This is a genomic window from Paenibacillus sp. MER 99-2, from assembly GCF_023714095.1.
In the GTDB taxonomy this organism is placed as follows: Bacteria; Bacillota; Bacilli; order Paenibacillales; family Paenibacillaceae; genus Paenibacillus.
Genome location: NZ_JAMAUZ010000001.1, coordinates 2,200,786 through 2,223,394 on the forward strand (window position 1 = coordinate 2,200,786; position 22,609 = coordinate 2,223,394).

Annotated in this window: 18 protein-coding genes; 2 read left to right on the plus strand and 16 right to left on the minus strand. The window is 43.5% G+C overall.

The window, feature by feature from the left end; all coding sequences use genetic code 11:
- Positions 1 to 63: 63 nt before the first annotated feature.
- The 7 genes from M3636_RS09785 to M3636_RS09815 form a co-directional block, all read right to left on the minus strand.
- The gene (locus M3636_RS09785) at positions 64 to 2,019 is read right to left on the minus strand and encodes an FtsX-like permease family protein (RefSeq protein WP_251382303.1); all 1,956 of its coding nucleotides are present in this window, start codon (positions 2,017 to 2,019) and stop codon (positions 64 to 66) included.
- Positions 1,994 to 2,764, minus strand: a complete 771-nt coding sequence (locus M3636_RS09790; protein WP_251382304.1) for an ABC transporter ATP-binding protein — start codon at positions 2,762 to 2,764, stop codon at positions 1,994 to 1,996. The genes M3636_RS09785 and M3636_RS09790 overlap by 26 nt, the downstream gene beginning before the upstream one ends.
- Positions 2,765 to 3,018: 254 nt before the next feature.
- On the minus strand, positions 3,019 to 4,002 hold the full coding sequence (locus tag M3636_RS09795; protein ID WP_251382305.1) for a sensor histidine kinase: 984 nt from the start codon (positions 4,000 to 4,002) through the stop codon (positions 3,019 to 3,021).
- Positions 3,999 to 4,703, minus strand: a complete 705-nt coding sequence (locus M3636_RS09800; RefSeq protein WP_128102443.1) for a response regulator transcription factor — start codon at positions 4,701 to 4,703, stop codon at positions 3,999 to 4,001. Before M3636_RS09800 ends, M3636_RS09795 begins: the two co-directional genes overlap by 4 nt.
- A 92-nt stretch (positions 4,704 to 4,795) precedes the next feature.
- The gene (nagZ, locus tag M3636_RS09805) at positions 4,796 to 6,187 is read right to left on the minus strand and encodes a beta-N-acetylhexosaminidase (protein ID WP_251382306.1); all 1,392 of its coding nucleotides are present in this window, start codon (positions 6,185 to 6,187) and stop codon (positions 4,796 to 4,798) included.
- Positions 6,188 to 6,719: 532 nt separating this feature from the next.
- On the minus strand, positions 6,720 to 8,039 hold the full coding sequence (locus M3636_RS09810; RefSeq protein WP_145410931.1) for a hypothetical protein: 1,320 nt from the start codon (positions 8,037 to 8,039) through the stop codon (positions 6,720 to 6,722).
- Positions 8,040 to 8,355: 316 nt separating this feature from the next.
- Positions 8,356 to 9,405, minus strand: coding sequence for a 2,3-butanediol dehydrogenase (locus tag M3636_RS09815; protein WP_251382307.1), 1,050 nt, complete (start codon positions 9,403 to 9,405; stop codon positions 8,356 to 8,358).
- 237 nt (positions 9,406 to 9,642) lie between these two features.
- On the opposite strand from M3636_RS09815, the gene M3636_RS09820 reads away from it, so the two are divergent.
- Positions 9,643 to 10,677, plus strand: coding sequence for a LacI family DNA-binding transcriptional regulator (locus M3636_RS09820; RefSeq protein WP_251382308.1), 1,035 nt, complete (start codon positions 9,643 to 9,645; stop codon positions 10,675 to 10,677).
- A gap of 35 nt (positions 10,678 to 10,712) precedes the next feature.
- Here the strand turns inward: M3636_RS09820 and M3636_RS09825 are convergent, their stop codons facing one another.
- Positions 10,713 to 10,976 (minus strand): hypothetical protein, encoded by a 264-nt coding sequence (locus M3636_RS09825; RefSeq protein ID WP_251382309.1) that lies wholly within the window; start codon positions 10,974 to 10,976, stop codon positions 10,713 to 10,715.
- A 187-nt stretch (positions 10,977 to 11,163) separates the two neighbouring features.
- The gene (locus M3636_RS09830) at positions 11,164 to 11,757 is read right to left on the minus strand and encodes a TetR/AcrR family transcriptional regulator (RefSeq protein WP_251382310.1); all 594 of its coding nucleotides are present in this window, start codon (positions 11,755 to 11,757) and stop codon (positions 11,164 to 11,166) included.
- A gap of 229 nt (positions 11,758 to 11,986) precedes the next feature.
- Between M3636_RS09830 and M3636_RS09835 the strand changes: the two genes are divergently transcribed.
- A complete protein-coding gene (locus tag M3636_RS09835; protein ID WP_251382312.1) occupies positions 11,987 to 13,216 on the plus strand; it encodes an MFS transporter in 1,230 nt (409 codons plus the stop codon).
- A gap of 38 nt (positions 13,217 to 13,254) precedes the next feature.
- Here the strand turns inward: M3636_RS09835 and M3636_RS09840 are convergent, their stop codons facing one another.
- The 7 genes from M3636_RS09840 to M3636_RS09870 all read right to left on the minus strand — a co-directional run bounded on the left by M3636_RS09840 (position 13,255) and on the right by M3636_RS09870 (position 22,575).
- Positions 13,255 to 13,410 carry a hypothetical protein gene (locus tag M3636_RS09840; protein ID WP_186380949.1) on the minus strand — a complete coding sequence of 52 codons (156 nt, stop codon included), beginning with the start codon at positions 13,408 to 13,410 and terminating at the stop codon, positions 13,255 to 13,257.
- Between the two features lie 13 nt (positions 13,411 to 13,423).
- Entirely contained in the window at positions 13,424 to 13,945 is a 522-nt protein-coding gene (locus M3636_RS09845; protein WP_251382313.1) for an SRPBCC family protein, read from the minus strand.
- Positions 13,946 to 14,144: 199 nt separating this feature from the next.
- The gene (locus M3636_RS09850; protein WP_145048497.1) at positions 14,145 to 15,233 is read right to left on the minus strand and encodes an HD-GYP domain-containing protein; all 1,089 of its coding nucleotides are present in this window, start codon (positions 15,231 to 15,233) and stop codon (positions 14,145 to 14,147) included.
- 288 nt (positions 15,234 to 15,521) lie between these two features.
- Positions 15,522 to 17,357 (minus strand): UbiD family decarboxylase, encoded by a 1,836-nt coding sequence (locus tag M3636_RS09855; RefSeq protein ID WP_251382314.1) that lies wholly within the window; start codon positions 17,355 to 17,357, stop codon positions 15,522 to 15,524.
- A gap of 326 nt (positions 17,358 to 17,683) precedes the next feature.
- Positions 17,684 to 19,636 carry an S-layer homology domain-containing protein gene (locus M3636_RS09860; protein WP_128102450.1) on the minus strand — a complete coding sequence of 651 codons (1,953 nt, stop codon included), beginning with the start codon at positions 19,634 to 19,636 and terminating at the stop codon, positions 17,684 to 17,686.
- A gap of 50 nt (positions 19,637 to 19,686) precedes the next feature.
- The gene (locus M3636_RS09865) at positions 19,687 to 21,069 is read right to left on the minus strand and encodes an Ig-like domain-containing protein (RefSeq protein ID WP_251382315.1); all 1,383 of its coding nucleotides are present in this window, start codon (positions 21,067 to 21,069) and stop codon (positions 19,687 to 19,689) included.
- Between the two features lie 213 nt (positions 21,070 to 21,282).
- Complete coding sequence (locus M3636_RS09870) at positions 21,283 to 22,575, minus strand: amidohydrolase (RefSeq protein ID WP_251382316.1); 1,293 nt, start codon at positions 22,573 to 22,575, stop codon at positions 21,283 to 21,285.
- Positions 22,576 to 22,609: the final 34 nt, after the last annotated feature.

Here is a 22,609-nt window from a genome sequence, read left to right on the forward strand (position 1 = left end):
CATATGTGTCGTCATACATTAGGCGATAAAAGATGTCCATAAGCGAGATTTAAGACATTCGCCCTAGGCCAACTTTGTATACATGTTGCGTAGATAACGCCAGCGGACAAGTACAAAGTATAGAACTTGCATGGAAGTGAACACCAAGAAAATTCGAAGTGTATACCCCATCACGGAGAAATCGACCAATTGTTGCAGTGCAATAAAAGCGACGGAGCTGTGAATGATTGCAACCAGAATTGGCAGGAAAAACATTAGTAAGAGTTGACGTGTAACCATTCGACGAAGCTCCGGGCGACTCAATCCCATTTTGCCAATCATACGATATTGCTCTTCATCTCGCTCCAGATCTGCATATAAGCGGAAATACGTGAAGCTTGCAGCAAAAGTAAAGAAGACGATGCCGATCAAGCCGCTCAGAATAAGAATGATCCCATTCGTCTGCTTCGAATTCAGCCAATCTACAACAAGAGCGCTAACCGAGAAGTAACCGTGCTCCAGCGGCTCTGATCTAATGGATTCAATGAGTTCCGGCGCGAAGCTACGTGTGCCCATCCAATCGGTAACGACAAACTGGGTTGTGCGGTTAGAGTAGAACGTTTCATCCAGATTCGCTTCTTCAAAATAGGCCAGCTTAACCTTGTTAAACAGCTCATCGGAAACGACATACAGACTCATTTCATACTCTACAGGAATCACGATTTCGGTACCCGGGGCAACTAATTGAACCTGCTCGCGCTGGTCTTCCACTTCCAGTTTCATTTCCGTTGGTGAGAAGCCTTGATCAATCTGTGCGCGTAACTTTTTACGCTCCGTTAGATTGCCTGGCGTTAGAAATGCCTCATCCTGCTTCAGTGTTCGCTCTTCGTAACCAAGTGCCTTGGCTAGATGATTGTATTGACTTAATTTAATCAGATTGCCGTTATTATTCTCATAAAGGGTTTCATAGCTACCTCTGACATAAGGTACTTCATGTTCAATTAATGACTCCTCAATCTGATTAAGCTGCTTCTCAGCCACATCGGTATCCCATGAATTCATATATGTGAATGCATATGGATTCGTCATGGATGACAGACCCGGATCTGCAATAGCTAACATGGTTCCAATGCCTGTGAAGGACGAAGCTGAGATGACACTCACCATAAAGAACATAATGGCATTATCTTTCATCCGATAGGTAAGCTCGGATAGGAAAAGTAAATTCGTTTTGCGGAAAAATAGACGTTGATTGCGTTTGAGTGCCCGAATGGTATACACACTAAGTTGGGTAAACAGCAAGTACGTACCTACAATAACGAATAGGACACTTCCAAACAGTATCGGAAACGAATACGACCCCCATACAAAAGTGAACACGCCCGCATAGCCTCCACCCATCAAAGCCACGGACAACCATGCCAGCATGCGAGAAGCTTTCGGTTCTGGTTTTGGTTTTTCCTCTGATTTGACAAGGTCAATCAGTGTCCCTTTGCGAATAAGCAGCGATGAAGATAAGGCAATGACCACGAACAGCAATAGAAATGCCCCCATCGTAAGTGCCATACCTTTCAAGGGTAAATAGAAACGCAAACCATTTTCCACAGCTAACATAGAGCTACAGATCAGTAAAATCAACTTGCCGAAGATGAGTCCTAATCCAATTCCTGTGATGATGGCGGCAAGGCCGATACACATGTTTTCCATAAATAAAAGTCGATTCATCTGCTTGCGCGTCATGCCCAGGATCAGGAAAATACCAAATTCCTTTTTGCGTGTTTTGAGAAATGAACCAACGGAGTACAACAAGAAAAGAAACGAGAAGATAAATATAATGAACTCAGCAATAACAAAACCTTGATTGGCAAGTGATGTGACTGTTTCACTTGAGCCCTTCAACCCCTCACTTAGATCGGGGTGAAATAATAACAAGGCATAGATAAAAAAGATCATGACAGAGAATGTACTGCTCAAGAAATGAGCCAGATAGATTCTTTTGTTCCGAACGACATTATTAATAGCGAACTGGCGAAAATTCATGTCCTGACCCTCCCATTAGGGATAAAACATTAATAATCTTTTGGTAAAAAGCCGCTCGATTATCGCCGTAATGTATTTCGTTGTACAACTTGCCGTCTTTGATAAATACAACCCGACTGCAGTAGCTCGCCGCCACCGCATCATGAGTAACCAGCAGCATCGTCGCTTGATCCTCCCGATTGCGCTGCTCTAACATTTCCATCACGTCTCGCGCAGCCTTAGAATCTAAATTCCCTGTCGGTTCATCAGCCAGAATCAGTTTGGGTGCATGGATTAGCGCTCGTGCAATGGCCGTCCGTTGCGCTTGACCACCTGAGATTTCATATGTGCGCTTGTCCAGAATCGCCGTAATCCCCAGCTTCTCTGCAAGTCGTTCCACTCGTTCATTCATCTCATGAAGCGCAAAGCCATCCAGCGTGAGTGGCAATACAATATTCTCCTTCACGGTTAGGGTGTTCAATAAATTAAAGGATTGAAAAACAAATCCCAACTGTCTGCGCCTAAACAAAGCAAGCTCGTCGTGCCCCAGTTGAAACGGGTTCTGCCCTGCGATCCGAAGCTCCCCTGATGTAGGATGATCAATCGTGGAGATCATGTTCAGCAGCGTTGTTTTCCCACTACCCGATGGCCCCATGATGCCTACAAACTCGCCTTCTTGAATACTTAAATCGATACCTGACAATGCTTCATGTGAGACAATTCCTTTATAAATTTTGCTAATCTGTTGCACTGAACATATTTCCATCAGATAACCTCTCCTCTTAACCTGCATCTCATTACGTTGGATTAAGCATGTTGAATGTTCATTCCATTCCTTAGCTCATTCCTTCAACTTATACATTCAGTCTATCTGAATCACTGTTTTTCTCCTATGGCTTAACCTTTCATCTACATGACAATAATGTAAGGTTACGGTTCAATATCTTCTCATTCAGAAAAATAAAACAGAGAAAGACGCCGTTCCCTCTCATCGAGTTTCTGACGTCTTTTCATTTCACTTCACGTATTAAATATAATTTTCACCGTTGTACCTTCGCCTTGAACAGACTGCAACTCAATCTGATGATTCATCTGAGTCAGCACTTCCTTCACGATATATAACCCCATACCCGTGGATTCTTTGAAATGTCGGCCATTCTCTCCTGTAAAGAAAGGCTGGAATACACGCTTAAGATCTGCGGTGGGGATACCCACTCCATGATCTTGTACTTCAAGAATAATTGCACGTTCGCTCTCATAAGACCGTACATATATCTTCTGCCCATTGCCCGTGGAATATTGAATCGCATTGGATAATAGCTGGACAAGAACGAACCGTATCCATTTGGCATCAGATTGTACCACGATCGAAGGATCAATCTCTAATTCCGGATAGACATGATTGCGAATGAAGAAACGCTTCAGCTCGTGAATCGCGGCTTCCCCCGCCGCTTTAAGCGATACCGGTTCTACTGTAAAATCCTGTTCAAATGTTTCCAGACGTGCAACGTACAGGACATTTTCCAGACTACGCCTCATCTGATCCGCTTCCTCCCGAATACTTCTGAGACGTGGATCATCATCCTCGTGATCCTGGATCGTTAATTCAATGACAGACAACGGAGTTTTCATCTGATGAATCCATTGGTTCATAAATGTTAAGTATTCCTGCTTACGCTTTTCCATTCGGTGCAAATCCGTATGGTAATGACTATATTGTGAATCCAGCAGTTTGGCCAAAGCTTCTGACAAAGGTACCGATTCAGATAGTGGAGTGAACTCTTTTAACGAATTCATCTGATGAGACAACCGCGCGTAAAATGCACGATGAGACATATAACGATACGTTAAATAACCAATGTACACGATGAGACCAAGAAATACGGCATATGCTGCGGTCAACCAGTGATCATAACCATCGTACCAGAATACCGCCACCACAGTGAGTAACATCCCCACTACCCAACAGGTTAACGCAATATGTTCTTTAATAAATAATTTCATGGTTGTGCGATGTCTTTCCAATTACTATTCAGCCGATAACCCGACCCACGTACCGTTTCCAACGCATCCGTAATGCCAAGCTCATTCAATCGCTTCCGTACACGGGTAACATTAACGCTAAGCGTATTATCATCTACGAAGGAATCGTCCCATAGCTTCTCCAAGATCGTCTCTCTGCTGACTAATTTTGGACTACGGCGCAATAACGTTTCGAGCAATATCGTCTCCTTCTTCGTCAATTGTACCTTCTGTTCACCTAACTGCATCTCCATGCTTTCTAAGAAAATCGTTAAACCGTGCAACTCCACTTTGCGTTCCTCATGGCGTGTAGCGTAATCCCCATACACCCGTCGAAGCTGGCTTCGAATCTTAGCCATTACAATCTCATGCTCGAATGGCTTCGTAATATAATCGTCAGCACCATTCTCTAGTGCCATCACCTGATCCATCTTGCCACTCCGCGCAGAGATAAACAGGATCGGACACGTAGAGAGCGAACGGATCTGCCGACACCAGTAATATCCATCATAGCTCGGCAAGTTAATATCCATTAGGACAATATGAGGTTGAAGCAGCTCAAACTGCGGGAGCACCTGTTCGAAATCCTCAGCGATGACTGCCCTATCTCCATAGCGCTCAATATGAGATTTCAGCAGACCGGCGATTTTGGGATCATCTTCAATTATTAATACCGTATACATATTGGGCATCACCTCTAACCAGTAATCAAATTATGAATAGGAAAGGGCTTATTGTGATCACTGCCCTTTCCTTGTCTAATGTAAGCTTAGCTTCACTTTTGCAGATTGACCTGATTGCGCCAGGCCTTGATATCTGCATTCAATTGCTTTAGATTGCCTGAAGCTTGCTGCTCATCCGAAAGTTTATAGTGTTGCTTCAGTGATAGAATCCGATATACACTCTCATCAATTCTGGACTCTGAGATTTTACCATTTCGTACTGCATTCAAAAGTGTATCAAAGATCGTTTTGGCACTCTCATAACTATGAGCTACAAGTAATATATCGCTTCCGGCCTGTACCGTCGTTATTGCAGCTTCGTTCAGCTTATAATTCTTGGCAATCGCACCCATGCTGAGATCGTCTGTGATGACTACTCCATCATAGCCGAATTTGCCTCGCAAGTGTTCACCGATGATGACATCTGACAAGGAAGCTGGGTGATCTGGATCAAGCTTAGGGAACAAAATATGAGCGACCATAACAGCTTCAGCTTGTTCTTTCACGGCCGCTTGGAATGGAATCCATTCAAGCTCTGCAAGTTGTTTTAACGTTTTGTTCACCACCGGCAGATCCAGATGAGAATCCACGGACGTATCCCCATGACCAGGGAAATGCTTCACCACGGGAATCACACCTTCACTGCGCAGCCCCTTCATCTCCGCCACACCCATCTTAGCTACAAGATTAGCAGAACTACCGAAGCTACGATCACCGATAACCGGGTTCTTTGGGTTACTGTTCACATCAAGCACTGGAGCAAAATCAAGATTAAAGCCAACGAGTTTTACTTGTCTCGCTAATAACTGACCCATCGTTTCTGCCAGTTTGGACTGATTGGTATCTCCAACTGTCCGATTGGAAGGAATAGACTCCACAGAGTCGGGCATACGACTCACTTTGCCACCCTCCTGATCCACACTCAAGAAGATCGGTACTGGATTGGAACGGTTGGCCTCCTTAATGGACTGTATAAATTGAGCGGTGGCATCAATCGTTGTAACGTTATTGGCATAGAATATAATGCCGCCTACTTTTTGTTCAGAGATCATTTTCTTGCCTTGGTCATCAAGCTCCGTACCCTGCACCCCTGCAAGAATCATCTGCCCAATCTTCTCTTCTAATGATAGTTGACTGAGCTGTTCCTTCACCGGGTCTAATTCATCCTGCTCCTGCGGTGGAGTCGTCTGGTCTGACTCTTTCTGTGTATCCTCACTTGTGTCCGAGTCGGCTCCATTTTGCTCTCCATTATTCGGATTGCCATTTGCTTCAGGCGAAGGTGACGCGTTATCACTAGTTTCCACATTCGAATCTTGCGATGGTTCCGATGTCTTCGTTTGTCCGCATGCAGTTAATAGTACACATAAGCTGATGATTAGGAGTAACATATATCGTTTGCCTATCTGTGTGAATATGGTATTGGAGTGTAATTTACTGTGATTCAAGGATGTTCATCCTCCCTAGATAAGTGGTATGTACTGCATTGCTTTCCAGGCATAACCTTATCATAAGGTGTACCATTTTCAAAATAACGTGCACGGAAATCTTGCTAACAAGTCAAAGAGGTTGTCTAAGAACGACTTACCACAAAAAAAGCTTGGCATACCAGATGAGGTGTGGTACTTCTTTGTATTTTTCAATGCGCGTGTGCGAAGAGAGATGAGGCAGGAAAGTAGGTGCGGGGAGAATACGGTTTTCTATTGTGAATTTTTCATATGTTGAAATTATTACTATAGGGGGTTGTAAATCCTCTTTTTTGGGTTTGTTTCGTTTGTCGGATTTTATTATTTTTCACTCGAATGCTTGTTGCTTGCTGTCTTTTGAAATAAAAAATAGAGCAGATTTCACAGCAATTGACTCTTCAAAAGTAGATCTGCTGTAATACACCTGCTCGGCGTTTGGATTATCGGCTGTTCTCCCGTAACCAATAATGTGGATGAAGCATATTATATAATCCATAATATCCCTCAAGATGATTTAATTAGAATTGCTAGCAATATTGTCGCGTCTCACTCTAAGCAATTTACCTGAAGAAGCAGATAGCACGTCCGGATCAGTCCCGAGGCCGAAGTAAAAGTCTCCTTCGCTCTCCTCAAACGACCTTGCATACGTATCCTGTTCAAAAGAAAGAAGTTCTGTCCATGTCACCAGATCGGTCGTCTCATATACACGATTAATATAGTTCAAGTTTTGTCTAGTATACGTCAGCACATAAGCTTTGCCATCACGCGCGAGTACGTCAGTTGGCAGTGCAGCCGTATCCGGCAAAATGACACGTCGTGCTTGATTAATGGCTGTCATGACATTTAATGATCTTGGCGTCAATTGTCCGTCATTGAAGACCTGCCCTGCAATATATAACAATTTGTTATCGAAATTTACATTCTTCCCTATTCGGTTGTAGGGGGTGGTTCCAATCTGATACGTTAGACCAGGCAACATTCTACTTCCCCAAATAACAGTATCTTTCTTTTGAAGGTTCGTATTAATCTCTAGAATATAAGTTCTATCTCCCCATATATTGTTCGCCGGATACATCATGCCCGAGGCATATAACTTACCGCCTATCTGAAACAACGTATATGCTCTATACCCATACGTATTAATTGTTCCGTAATGTTGCCAGCTCTCTCCTTGGTCATGGGAAATAAGAACCGTCGGTTTATCCTCTGTACCTAAGGCAGCAAACATTTTACCTCTGTACGAAGCTAGATCATATACATGTACACCAAGCGGTAGATTACGGTATTTAGTCCAGATCTCGCCGTCTAATCGATAGAAGTTACCTAGCCCCCAGCTCTCTCCATCCGAATCATTACCAGGGATATACAGCTTACCATCGAGAACTTTGTATATATCAATCTGTTCTTCGTCTACGAACATTTTTGTCGTAGGTAGAATCCCCGGATTACTACTACTCACCGTCTGCGTCTGGAAGGTTGAAGTTATCGTATCATAATAGATGACAGGGATCGGGCCAGCGTTAGGGGCTACCCCTACGTTACTGCTGTTTCCATGTCCCATATAGATCTTTCCCCTATAGAGCTGAAGATCCCAGACGTTGTTAGCATACGGTGCTTTCTTGAACGGTTTACCTAGGGATTCAACCACAGCGGTTACATCTGTCGACATTACAGCAGCTGTGGTTCTATTCGTTGCATTGGTAACGGCACGTTCAGCTCTTGGCTGTACACTTGCAGAAGTATTATTTTTCAATTTAGTGCTACCGATAATGAAACCACCCACTCCAGCTACGACAGACAGAATAAGAGCTGTCCACTTCGTTCCACTCTGCATATCCTCTTCCTCCTTCATTTTAAATATCTTCAATTTGTGATGATACAAAATGTATCTTTGTATATTATGTTGAAGTATACACCTACGCAACAAATTTCGCCCGTTTTGTGCAAAAAAATAGACAACCACATGATTAAATGGGTTGTCCATACTTCGTATATCCGTAACATTGAGAAAAATCATATTTATTGTACTCAGCGATAGCTGTTTATGAATGGATACCAATTGCTACTGTAGGCAGGTATTGATATTTTTATAAATGCTACTTAAAGTTATTCCGATGATCAGAATATTACAAACATAAATGATCTCTAAACTATTCAGCTTTGACTAGAATTTTCACCTGATTCTTCTCTTTTAATAAAGCTTCAAAGCCATGATCAACGACTTCATCAAGTGAAATCCGTTTGGTAACCAGTTTATCCGCTGGGAAGAAGCCCTTCTCCATCAGACTGATAACCGCCGGGAATACATCACGGTATCCAATTATACCGTTCACTGTGCGTTCTTTCATTACAATAGAATTAGGCTGAATTGGTGCTTCCTGTTCAAAAATACTAACGATCATCAATTCGCCGCCAATTCGGGTTGTGTCCATAGCTTGTTGAAGTACCTTCGGAACTCCCGTTACTTCGTACGCTACGTGGACCCCACCTGCTGTACGTGAATGAATCTCGTCCACTACATTGTACTCCGTAGGATCAATGACAATCGCTCCGAGCTCAGCGGCTTTGGCCTTGCGTTCTGCTGACAATTCCACTACATATATATCCGAGGCACCGGACGCCTTCAGAGCTTCAATCACTAATAGCCCAATCGGACCTGCTCCGAATACAGCGGCAGTATCCCCGACCTTTAGTTTACTCTGACGAACAGCATGCAGCGCAACAGCAGAAGGTTCTACGAGAGCCCCTTGCTCATACGAGATCGCATCTGGAATGGGATGCACCATATTCTCAGCAGCAGTTACATATTCGGAGAAACCTCCACCCCCACCTGCAAGACCCAGGAAGCCCATTTGATCACAAAGGTTATATCTGCCTTGGTTACACGCTTCACAATGACCACATGCATAGATTGGTTCAACCACTACCCGATCTCCTGCTTGGAAACGGGATACTCCTTCACCCACTTCAACAACTTGTCCTGAGAACTCATGTCCCATAACGATAGGAGCTTGTTCCCCTGTTAGCGGATGCGGTGCTTGAGCCGGAATAAAAATAGGCCCCGCTGTATATTCGTGCAGATCACTGCCACAAATACCGCACCATTCCACTTTTATTTTAACCTGTCCTCGGTTAGGACGTGGTTCTTCAATATTTTCGAGGCGTAAATCTTTGACACCATGCCAGCGCAATGCTTTCATTTTCTTCATCTCCTAGATGATAATGTTTAAATTAAAACCGGAAACGTTTCCGTAGTTAAATATGTCACAGTTTAAATACGCTGTCAAACATAATTCCCCAGAAATATGTCGATTTTATGATTTTTATGTATTACAACATATGTTCAAGTGATATAATCATAACGTAGGGAAAAATATAATGTATGTTGATCATATATCAGGAATCGTTTCCGGTAATTAAAGTGAGGTCATATCATCATGGGTAAAGATCAAAAAGTTACGATCAAGGATGTCGCTGAACATGCAGGGGTAGGCATCGCTACGGTCTCCAGAGCTATTAACAATTCCGAAGGCATCAGTAGCAAGACGAGAGATCGGATCATGCAAGCCATTGAAGAATTAGGATTTGTTCCGAATACGTCTGCACAGAGCCTGAAGATTCGACAGACGAATCAGATCGCACTGGTGGTACCTGATATTCGCAACGCGATCATTCCTGAAATTTCCTGGTCGGTTGAACAGACAGCGAAACAGCACGGCTACCATGTCGTTCAGATTAATACCGCAGGCAATGCACGTACAGAGCTTGAAACGATTCGTACGATCAAAAAGTTACATGTTGATGGTCTTATTTTCATGCCACTCGCCTATCCCAAAACCTTGCCTAATCTCATTGATAAGGCTCCACTGCCTATTTCTCTGATTAATTACGGCAAAAAGCTCGAACCAGGTATGAAAGCAGATATCGTCTCACTGTCCAAGCCAGAAGGAAAACTCGTGATGGAGCATCTGATCAAGATTGGTCGGACACGAATTGCATATGCCGGAGCACCCAAAGATATTATTGAGGAGCGTTATCGAGCTTACGAACAAGCACTTGGGCAAGTCGATATCTCACTCGTATACTTCGGAGAAGATTTTTCTTTGAACACAGGAGCCAATGCGGCAGACTATTTCTATGGATTAACTCATATGCCGGATGCGGTGTATGCCATTAATGACATGGTTGCCATTGGGCTTGTTAATCGGTTCAAAGAGCTAGGAGTACGTGTACCAGAGGATGTTGCTGTTGTAGGTATAGATAATAACCAATGGACTACAGTGACGTCACCGCAGATTAGTTCTGTTTCCATTATGGGTGAAGAAGTTGCTAGACTTGCGACTGAATTGTTGTTAAAGCGAATTCGAGATCGCAATACCGAGGAATATGAACATATTCAATTTGAACCACGTCTAATCGTGCGAGAATCCAGTCTTGCCATGATTCGTTCGACTGAGTCCTCCACAAGATAACCACAGAACAAAGAGTCGGAATATGCTTCCGACTCTCACACGAACAGGAATATTAATTTAACGAGCAGGCTTGTCAGGATTACGGCTACCGTCACTTGGATCAGTGCACGTAATTTGTATACAAACTGATCTACTTCAAATTGGTCAGTAGTAGATAATGAAACAACTATTGCATAGAAAGCAAGTATGAAAAATGTCGTTAATATAAATGATAGTAAGCCTATTTTGCCTGTAGCAAGTGCTAGAACCCAGATCAAATAATACGCAACAAGAAAACTTCGTTGCCAGACCACCTGCATCTTATCACTCCCTCTGGTATGTAATTGCTCTCTTGAATCGTTTGACAAGTAAACCGAGTCTATATATATATTTACGTTTATTTATACATAAGGTTTCATATTATTCCATTTTTGGGTGTAGTTTCGGTTAATTGCTGCATAAGACATCGGAATATCCCTTCCACTAACCCTTTAACCCTTTTCAGTGTCAGACCTCGTTATTCTTCAGACATAATAACGTAGCCTCAATACTTTGCTCGACAAATGAACGCTCGGGTGCCGATTTCATCATGACGGTCAGCCCAATCATCGACACAACGAGTGACTGTGCAATGGAAGTTGCATGTAGATGATTGGAGATCTCCCCGGAATGCTGACCGCGCTCAATCAATTCCTGAAAAAGGACAGCCAGATACATCTGGTGCTCACGTGTCAGAACTGCAAACTTCGGATCATGAGGCGCGAGTTCAACCATCGTATTAATGCAAAAGCAACCATGCCGAGGATCCTTAACATCTCCCTCAGCCCCAATATGCTCAAAAAGTTTCCGAAACGCCTTAATAACACTCTCTTCTTGTTGGAGCATCGCTCGAACTTTGGCTGCGTGCATGGTCGTATACCTGCGTAATGTCGATTCAAACAATTCCTTCTTATCTCCAAACGCTGCATACAAGCTCGGACGCTGAATCCCCATGCCTGTTGTAAGGTCACGAAGTGACGCAGCCTCGTATCCTTTATCCCAAAAAATATGCATTGCAGCGTCGAGTGCTCGATCAAGATCAAATTCCCGCTGTCTTGCCATTTCAACACCTCTTTTTATATCGATAGGTACAAATTAAAATATATCTTGCGGTGTAGTTGATGTCAAACTACGTTATTCAATTTTCTAATTTAAACTACAGTTGAACCACAGTTAAATAATAAATCATTGACTTCCTTCTAAAATATGGAGTATGTTTTACGTAATTATTCTGTATCTATCGGTACATTATATTGATTACATACTCTACTCTCTCGAAAAGGAGTCTTTTATGAATACCTCAGCTCAACCGATGCAGCTTGCATCACAAAAACAACAACCATCCGGTATCTCCCGAATGGTCGCTTTATTATTTGCATTATGCAGCGGACTTGCGGTCGCAAACATCTACTATGCTCAGCCTTTACTTGATTCCATGGCTCAAGAGTTTCACATCTCCACTTCTGCCATAGGCATCGTGGTCACTGTGACGCAAATCTGTTATGCCATAGATTTATTGTTGCTGGTGCCTTTAGGAGATCTTCTGAATCGACGAAAACTAATCATCATGCAAATGTCCCTATCTATCCTCGCTTTAGTTGTTGTTGGAACAGCTGGATCAAGCTCTGTTTTATTTATTGGCCTAGCCATCGTTGGTCTGCTGGCTGTCGTTACACAAACTCTCGTTGCCTCTGCTGCCTCCCTTGCCGCCCCTTCGGAGCGCGGTTACATTGTAGGTTTGGTTACGAGCGGAATTGTTATTGGTATTCTGTTAGCTAGAACGGTTGCCGGCGGTTTAAACGATTGGCTCGGGTGGCGATCGGTCTATCTCGTCTCTGCCAGTTTAACTTTACTGGGAGTGGTTGCTCTGAGCTTCATGATGCCCAAACACCAACCCGCTAAAACTTCACTTCGCTATAGCACGCTGCTGTTGTCTGTGCTTCAATTGTATCGTGAAATGCGTATCTTGCGTGTACGCGGAGTGCTTGCCATGCTTATTTTCACAGCCTTTAGTATATTGTGGACTTCCATGGTTTTGCCTCTAAGCGATTCACCGTTCAACCTCTCTCATACGGCGATTGGCGCATTCGGGCTTGCGGGTGTAGCCGGTGCACTTGCAGCTACGCGGGCTGGTCAGCTCGCCGACCGAGGTCTTGGACAAAAGACCACTGGAATCTCGTTACTTATTTTGCTTGCATCCTGGCTACCTATTAGCTATATCCATCAATCGTTATGGTATCTAATCCTAGGTGTTGTTCTATTAGATTTATCCGTGCAAGCCGTACATGTAACCAATCAAAGTCTGATCTACGCAGTACGCCCTGAAGCACAGAGCCGTTTAACTGCTGCGTATATGATCTTTTATTCCGTTGGCAGTGCCATGGGCTCCATTGCTTCTACTCAAATATACGCCTTAACGGGCTGGATTGGTGTATGCTGGTTAGGTGCAGGGGTGAGCGCCGCTGCTCTTGTATTCTGGCTGTGGGATCGTCTAGTAACACGACAAAATCCTCAAAGATAAGAGTTAACAAGCTTTATCTTGATCTGATTACTCGACGTCTAATATTTACTTGATAATACGAGGAATAACGTTGCTAACGGACCAAGCAATAGGGAAAGCAGAAACCAGTTTAAACCACTTCTGTTTTTCCCTTGTGCAAGTCCGGCATTAATCAAGGCAAGTGTTCCCCAGCCGACAAAATATCCATTTTCCATTAGAAATCGCTCCTTAGTCATTTTTATCTATTTCTATATTCATATTCACACGCTGGTCATTATAAGCAGGTCTTTCATAGCCTGACTCTACAATGGTCTTCAACTTCTGATTTCGACTCTCTAAGAATGCCGTCATATATCGTTTCAAAACAATTCGTTCAGCCATCCAACCCAATACACCAAGAGGCGCTTCAAATGTAAGCGTGTCGACCATAATTGTAGTCTGATGATCCAACTGGGTGAAGCTATGTTCATGACGCATGCTTTTGAAAGCCCCGTTCAGCATCTGGTCAACAAACCGATAGGGACGCTCATACTCAGCGATCTGAGAGGTCAGTCTTTGACGCACTCCTAGATGTGTTGCTTCGAAGGTTACCGTATCTCCATCCCCAATAAGACCTGTAGTCACCCCCGAAACCGCTTGTTCACTGGTGTGCTTCCATACAGTCTGTGTATGTAACTCAATGTCACGAGCAGCATCGAAGCATCGTTCGATTGGCGCGTCAATGGTTATTTCTGTTACAACTTGAATCAAGTAAATCTCCCCTTTTGCATGTTCACAATCATAGCATGAATCCGGCTGAGCTTGTTTGATAGAATCATAGGGTTCTCGGCAAGTATACCGTTCATTGATTGGAAGAACAATGTAATACATTATAAATGATGCCAAAAAAGCCTCCCGTTATAACAGGAGACTCTTTCACTACTCATATAAAATTCCTAATTTGCTGAAACTAGCTATTAATAATTAAGTCGTCAATCGAGAGACTGCGCTCCTTGGACAGATCGCGGTACTGCTCTGATTCTACTTTAATTAATGGCTTGAAGATATCAGACGGATTATTCATAACAATAACCCCCTTCTCTCCATTGCTAAGTAACACTTGTTTACCAATGAAGTTAGGCAGCAGATGCTGCATTAACGCCTGAACTGGCTTCTCATTTAATTTACCAAAGCCCATGGAATAAATATCGCGCAGATTGTTGATCAAGTTCGGATTGCTACTTCCGAAATCCCCAGATCTCATACTGATGTAAACATCAGCCACCGAGACGATTTGGGTATAGGGATGTATCTCATCTTTCTTGATCTGCATTGGATATCCTGAGCCATCTTCACGTTCATGATGCTGGAGCGCAACAAGAGCCGTTGCCTCGTCTCTCATAGAGCTCTTAATAATATCATGCCCGTAGATGGTATGACGCTGATACTCTAACTGCTCATCTGGTGTTAAAGGTTCCGTTTTATTTCGGATGCGATGAGATACTTTGCATTTTCCAATATCGTGCAGGTATCCCCCGCGACTAATTTGATAACACTCCTTCGGAGAGTATCCCAACCAGGTAGCCATATAGAAGGACAATAGTCCAACTTGAATGGAATGTGTGTAGTTATTTACATCGTCCCGCTCCAGCATCATCAGCAAGTGAACGACGTCCTTCTGCTCATCCAACCCCTCAACCATTGGCTGTAGCGCATCGTCTACCATCGTGGCATTAAATTTACCCACAGTGAGTGCCTCAAGAAAAGCAGATTGATAATTATGTACGGTTTGCACAAATTGCGATTTCATTTCTTCTTCGGGAGGTATGTCTCCATTCATTCTAGTCGAATGTACCGCAGCGGCTGCAAAAAATTCAGCTTCTGTAATTTCTTCCTCGCGTGGTTCGATATCCACATAGTCCACACGGTGCTGCATCAGCAAGGTAATATCCTCACTTTTTAGTACAGTCCCTTGACCCAAAACGTGTAATCCTGCATCGCTAAACGTGTCAGCAGTTAGACGATCCCCGTCTTGCAGGTTCATAATATGGATTCTCAACTCGGTATTCCCCCTGAATGTTTCATTTATAGTCAATGGCTCCCACATAACATGGGTTCCAAAAATCCCTCTACTTCTTTATATCGAATTTTTTGACCATTTTATCCATAGTTCTTATGACCTTAATCACAACGGAAAACACGCATAACTAAGACTTTATTCTCATGCGCATTGCGATAAAAATGCTCATTCACAGCGAATTGACTTTATAAAGTTAAGCGCCATTTATGTATGTGAAAGCAGCCCAAATGAAGACGTTGGACTGCTTCTGAAGTTGAATCAAGTGGATTAAATTTTAATGGAAGCCAGGCTTCCACCTTTGGCAAATAAACGTTCTATTCTCTTCTCTACTGCTGGATCGGCAATAAGTGGCGGAGCTTGATGTGGCTTCACACGTGCATCAATAATAATCTGGTCACAACCCCAATGCTTGTTCTCATAGCCGCTGTTAACCCCATACATATCATGGGATGGATTGCTGCGAGTAAATGTTGCCCATAAGAAATTACTGAGGTTCTCGCTGATGAATGTGCTATCGTCGCACAGAATAATCATCGGAGTCGAAGACATATCCCCTTTTTCCTTCAGCATTGCCGTAAATGCGTTCATTTCCTGCGCAGTATCTTCATAACTTACGAACGGCGACGTTTGCATGGACACAATTCCCGGCATGACCAATTGAGGATTTTCATAACCACGGATTGACTTCAATGACTCAGGCACTTCTTTGCACAACTCTCTGACAGGATCTCCATAAGCTGCAAAAACAACCTTGCTTCCGCTATTCAAACCTGTACCCGAGTAATCGAGTGTATCAATCGTTGTATTCGTATAGAAATGGATATCTCGTTTCAGATTTAATCGCTCTAAGATATAAGTCAGGAATTCAACCTCTCGATGAGTACTCAATGGTTGTTGATCCTCGGCTGTAATAAATAGATACTTCGCTAAACTAAGCTGTCCTGTACCCAAAATGCGGTTAGCGATGGTTAGTAGCTCTGTTGGTTGCTTGACCACTTGGTACGGTGTATAACGTTCGCTTCCGATCGCAAACAAGAGCGGGTGCACACCCGCAGCATCGACGGCATGGACTTCTTTCACACCTGGAATCTCTTGCTTGATCGCATCACCTGTTATTTCGTGGATCAAGTCACCAAATGCCGTATCCTCCTGCGGTGGACGACCAACGACAGTAAATGGCCAAATGGCATTAGGTTTGGCATACACCTTGTGCACTCTCATTAGCGGGAATTCATGTGTAAGACTGTAGTATCCGAGATGGTCACCGAAGGGACCTTCCGGTTTCGTTTCCCCAGGATAAATATCTCCTGTAATAACAAAATCAGCATCGTTACTGATGCAATAACCATCCTTATAACTATACCGGAACCGACGTCCGGCAAGCAGTCCGGCAAAGGTCATCTCACTGAGTCCTTCCGGTAGCGGCATTACAGCAGACAAGGTATGAGCAGGCGGTCCACCGATGAAAATACTAACTTTTAACGGCTCACCCTTTTTGACTGCTTTCGCCTGATGCACTCCAATTCCCCGATGAATCTGGTAATGCAAACCGATCTCCTTGTTCATTTCATAGTCATTACCACTAAGCTGTACGCGGTACATCCCTAAGTTGGAGTTCATAATGCCTGGTTTGTCCGGATCTTCCGAATACACTTGAGGCAGTGTTACGAATGCGCCTCCATCCATCGGCCAGTGCTTAATCAAGGGCAAATCCGAAATTTGAATTTCCTGAGCAGACACCGGCAAGCTAATCGATTTTTGCTTAGGCAAAGCCTGCCAGGCAGCAAGACCTGTCCCTACATGGGCAAAAGGTCTTTTCAGTGCTTTCATCGGATCTCCCCGCACCTCCATGACACGTTGTACACCTTCAAGCGTTTCACGGAATAGAAATTTACTTCGTTCCATATTGCCGAACAGGTTGGAAAGTGCCCGGAATTTAGAACCTTTTACCCGTTCAAATAACAACGCAGGGCCTTGAGCTTCAAACACTTTCATATGAATCGCTGCCATCTCTAGATCCGGATCAACCTCTTCTTTTACACGAATCAGATGTCCATGCTGTTCCAGATCGTTAATACAATCTTCCATATTGCGATATTTCATCGGACGGCTCCATTCTTCAATAGATTATCAAATAAGAATATATAAGTATTGTTATGTTCAACTATTCACATACATTAGGGCTAGATATTATGGGGAATGATTCTATCTATCTCTTTCCATACAAATTACGTAAGCGAGTTGTGAAATGGATTCATCTACTCTATATTATCAGATGTCCTGCTGCTTCGACAAACGCAATATGATTGAGCAACTGTGTATCTGTGTAACTGCGGATCTTTGCTACATCGGAACAAAAAAAGCCTCGCCCCTATCGGGACGAGCACTCTTTTTGGATTCCATCAAGTATATTGAATATATCCTCTTACTTAGATAAGTCCTGCCTTGCTCAAGAGACGTTTGACAATAGCTACGGTTTGAGAACGACTAATGGATGAATTCGCCATTAATTTGCCGTCACTGCCCTCTACCAAGCCTTGTTTAATAGCTGATGCCACCGGATCTGCAGCCCATGTCTGTACGTTATTTCCATCGGAATAGGAATTCAACAGAGCAGCCGTCTCAGATGAAGAAGCTTGCTCCAGTTCCACTAGATTCATGGCACGGGATATAATCGTTAACGCTTCTGCACGTGTAATCACACCACTTGGACGGAAGCTATCATCTGAATAACCGTTCACTAGACCATAGGAAACCGCCGTCTTCACTTCATCCGCATACCAACTACTGTCTGAAACATCCGAGAATGCAATTGATTCCGTTCCTTTTGGAGTATGTAGTCCAAGACTACGCAGAAGAACTGCCGTGAACTCTGCACGTGTAATGCTGCGATCTGGCGCAAAAGTGCCTTCGCTTGTCCCTTGGATAATCATACGGGAAGCAAGATCCTCCACATCGTTACGACTCCAATGTGATACGATATCATCGAACGTTGCCTGATGATAAACTAATGCGTATGTGCTATTGGTCAGACTGTTAATAACAGCCGAGTAGTGACCGTCTGTATTCCTTACTTTGGTAGGTACATGTAGCACACTTCCGTCAGATAGAAGCACCACACCTGTCGTGATTTTGGTAGGGTCAATATCATCTGGTAGTGTAATCGTACGTTCAACATACGTGTCGAACTGATTTACTTGAAATTGCTTCTCACCTACAGTTGCTCTAACTTCAAAATCGATAGGTGAACCAACGATACTAGTGTTACTTTGTTTGGCTGCAGCAGCTTCCACAGTGGCTTTGGTTGTATCAGAGCTCTTGGAAACCGTCAGCTGAATTACGATATTCTCTAGCGAAGAACCCGCTCCCAGCTCAGACGCAAGTCGATCAATTTGCAGCTGGTTAGCCGGAAGTGTGTACGTACCAAAATCCGTTTGGAGAATAAGCTCAGCATCTTTTCCATCCATCGCTTTCACCAGTTTACCATTCAGTTCACCAACTACTTTGTCCGCACCTGTGCCGGTAATTGGGAGCATGACCGATCTTAGGCCACTGCCGATTTGAGTAATAACCTTCTCATTATCCACCTTCACGGTAGTCGTCACCTGATTGCCAATGGTCGATGTGGAAGCCGTTGCTGACTGCTCCTGTTTCTGTCCATTGACATAAATATCTACGCCTTTGGTTACTGCTGGAGTTGCAGAAGGTGTTGTAGCCGCCGGCGAAGTTGTACTTGTAGAAGGTGTTCCACCTGTAGAGGATGTAGGTGGAGTAGACGGGTTCGTGCCCGAATTCCCACCACCAGAGGAACTTCCACCTGTAATCGTAATTGCTCCGCCAGACCATTCAGCAGGTTGTTGATAGATTGAGTTACTGAAGTTCCAATGTTCGGAGTCATTTTGAATGGTGAGCTGTTTGACACCTGAAGTGGCATTACTCTTCGCCTTAAACTCAATATCAAATAGTTGCTGTTCAGATGAAATGTTGTGATCTCCAGCCGTAAAATCTGCCCAGATAATACGAACCCAACCGGATTCATTATCGAAATGATACTGGAAGCAGCCTTCTGTATTTTCCGCACAGCCAGGGTATTCCGTCTTCCCATATTTCGGGGTGATGCGAACAATTTCCAAAGCGGTTGAATCATAGTCAACCTGCATATTGTAGCTGGTTACCTCATTACGTTCTGGTTTTTTCAAAGTTACAGGCACATGAACGGATTGTCCTGCTTGTACACTGACACTATCAATTTGAATCTTGAACGTCTCTGATGGTGCTGCTCCCGCGATACTCGGCAATGCGAGTGAGGATAGGAGCGATAAAGCGATCAAACTAGACATTGTTCTTTTGAATCTAACACGCTTTTTTTTCGGTTGACCCATATGATAACCTCCGTAATGATTTTATGAATTGAAAGAAATGTATAGTCTGTTTAGCTTGGTGCCCACGTTCTAAACGTCCATGGTTCCTTGCCTGATCCCATCCCGATCGTCGGACCGTCAACAAGTTGACCATCTCCGTTGTCAAAGGATAGAAAGTCTCCAGGAATTTCTACTGAATATTTTGTGTAAGGAGACAAGTTCTTTAGGGTAATAATCAACTTATTCCCAGATATCTCATACTCTTCGGAAGAGTTATAGCTTGCTACTACATCACCTGTTGTTGCATCTTTAATTTCGAATCCAATTTGAGATTGATCACTATATATCATCTTGTCAAACGTCACCTCTATTTTTCCAACGGTGCTCACACCTTCCGCACCATCTCCAGGCGATAAACTTTGCACTTTAACGCTTGACTTAGGCTTACTTACCGTAGTAGATGCCGTTACGGTCACAGGCTTTCCGACTACACCATAATTCGACCTAGGGGTGATTTTTAACGAAAGTTGTCTGCCTTCATCTTCTGGTCCAATCAGATACGCTCTCGATGTAGCTTCAGCAATCGCATGCTCTACTCCCTGATCATCCGTCCAATACCACTGAAACGCTGTACCATACTCCTCAGCATCACTATTCTCTAAATCCCAATATTCATAGTTTGCAGTTACTGTGCTTCCTACTTTCAGATCACCTGAAAGTTTAGCATGAAGTGCATATGGCCCATCTTCAATCTGCTGGAATGTAAGGATATAATGGTTATCTTTTGCACCAAGCTCCTGCTTCGTGTAACCTTGCATCAATGCATGTGCATCATCTGTTTTTACTTTTCCATCTCGGTTAACATCCATCCGATTCAACTCGACATGGTTATAAGAACGTCTGTATATCTCATTACGAATGTGAGAGAGAATTTGTGCTGCATCGGTTGAGTTAACCTTTCCATCATCATTGGCATCGCCTTTTTTACTGATATACAGCTTAATTTGATCTGTTACTGTTTCTTCTGATTCAATATAATTTGCATTTAGTGAAATCGTGATCACACCGTCCTGTAAGGGCTCCACAATTAAATTACCAGAGGATTCAAATACTCTTGCTACATGTGAGTCTTCGGTAGAAACGCTTATGTTGCTAAACAAATCATCTGGAAAATGACTAGACAGATCAATAGAAATAACTTCATTATTGATAACATTGATGGGAATATTGTTCATGATATAGTCCGTATTATTCAAAACTTTAGATGATGTATTAAGCCAGCTAATATCATCGTTTAGAACCGGTTGAGAAATAATGATTCCGTTTCCACCAGCATCAGCAGTAGCCTGAGGAAGTGATCCACCCAGCGGTAAAGCTATACTCAATCCGAGCACAGTTAGCATGCTCTTTCTCATCAACGGAGCAAGTTGTTTTTTGTCTGTTTTCCCCTTCACGTCCATGTTCCTCCTTGATTAAACTTCAATTTTGAACAACTATATGCTCAGTATAGTGAGCAATTCTGGACCAATTCTGAACATCAAATTTCTTCATTTTCCAAGTAATAACGACAAAAAGCGCCACGAACATTAAGTTCGTGACGCATAATTTATAATTCAAATGCTATAAAAGGTTTTTATTTCCAATAATTTATTTTTCCAGTAGATCTTTTAGATGCCTTCAACAATCCGTTTAGCGCGTGTACGAGTTTCGTGAAATAGTAATTCTTCATCAATCGTAAGCAGCTCTCTGCCCTTCATCAAGATTTTACCGTTCACCATGGTTGTATCTACATCTGCACCATTCACACTGTAGGCTACTAGAGACTCCAGATTATGCACAGGCTGAAGATGTGGTTTTGACAGATCAATTAGAATGATATCCGCTTTACGTCCTACTTCCAATACGCCCACCTGCTCTTGAAGATTTAACAATCCTGCACTCCCACGGGTAGCCATCTGCAGCACCTTTCGTGCTGGTAAACGCGTAGGATCACCATAATCCAGTTTTTGCAGCCAGGTTGCTGCCTTGATCTCCTCGAACATGTCGACCGTTGTTGCACTTCCTGCCCCATCCGTGCCAAGTCCAACTTGAATCCCTTGCGCCATCATCTCGGTAATAGGGGCAATGCCACAGCCGAGCTTCAGATTACTTACCGGGTTATGAGATACCCCTCCGCGCATTCCTTTTAAACGTTCAACATCTTGCCGATCCAGATGAACAGCATGAGCTAGCAGCACATGAGCTTGTTCGAACATCCCTAGATTCTCAAGATATTCTGTCGGTGTCACCCCGTATCGTTCCTGAATCTTGATCACTTCTTCTCTTGTCTCAGCCAGATGAATGTGGATGGGGACATTTTCCTTCTCCGCCATGGCGATCACATCCCGCAGCGGTTCCGGTGCACAGGTATAAGGGGAGTGCGGTCCGTACATCGTTGTAATTCGTCCCTCTGCCATACCCGACCAACGCTGTACAAGATCAATAGCTTCCTGTAACCTGCGCCCACCATCATCTTCCATAAAGACCATGCCACGAGTTAACGAAGCTCGCATCCCGGTTAACGTCACAGCCTCTGCTATTTCATTCATGTGTACATACATATCAGCATACGTCGTCGTGCCTGATCTTATCATCTCAGCATGGGACAACTGTGCCCCCCAGTAAATATCTTCTGGCGTCATATTAGCCTCTGCAGGCAGCATTTTGCGATCTAACCAGTCCATAAGCTTCAGATCATCCGAGAAACCTCGCAATAAACTCATTGGGGAATGTTGATGCGCATTAATTAGGCCAGGCATAGCGAGCATGTCTTTCCCATGAATCACTTCATCTCCCGGTTGACTCTCAATGTGAGTCGCAATCTCCACGATCCGGTCTCCTTCAACACGAATATCCCCCTTAAAGGGGGCATCGTTATCGTTCATCGTCATAATCATCGCTTGCTGAATTAATATACTCATTCTATTCACAGCTCCTCTTGGTTTGGTTTCTTTC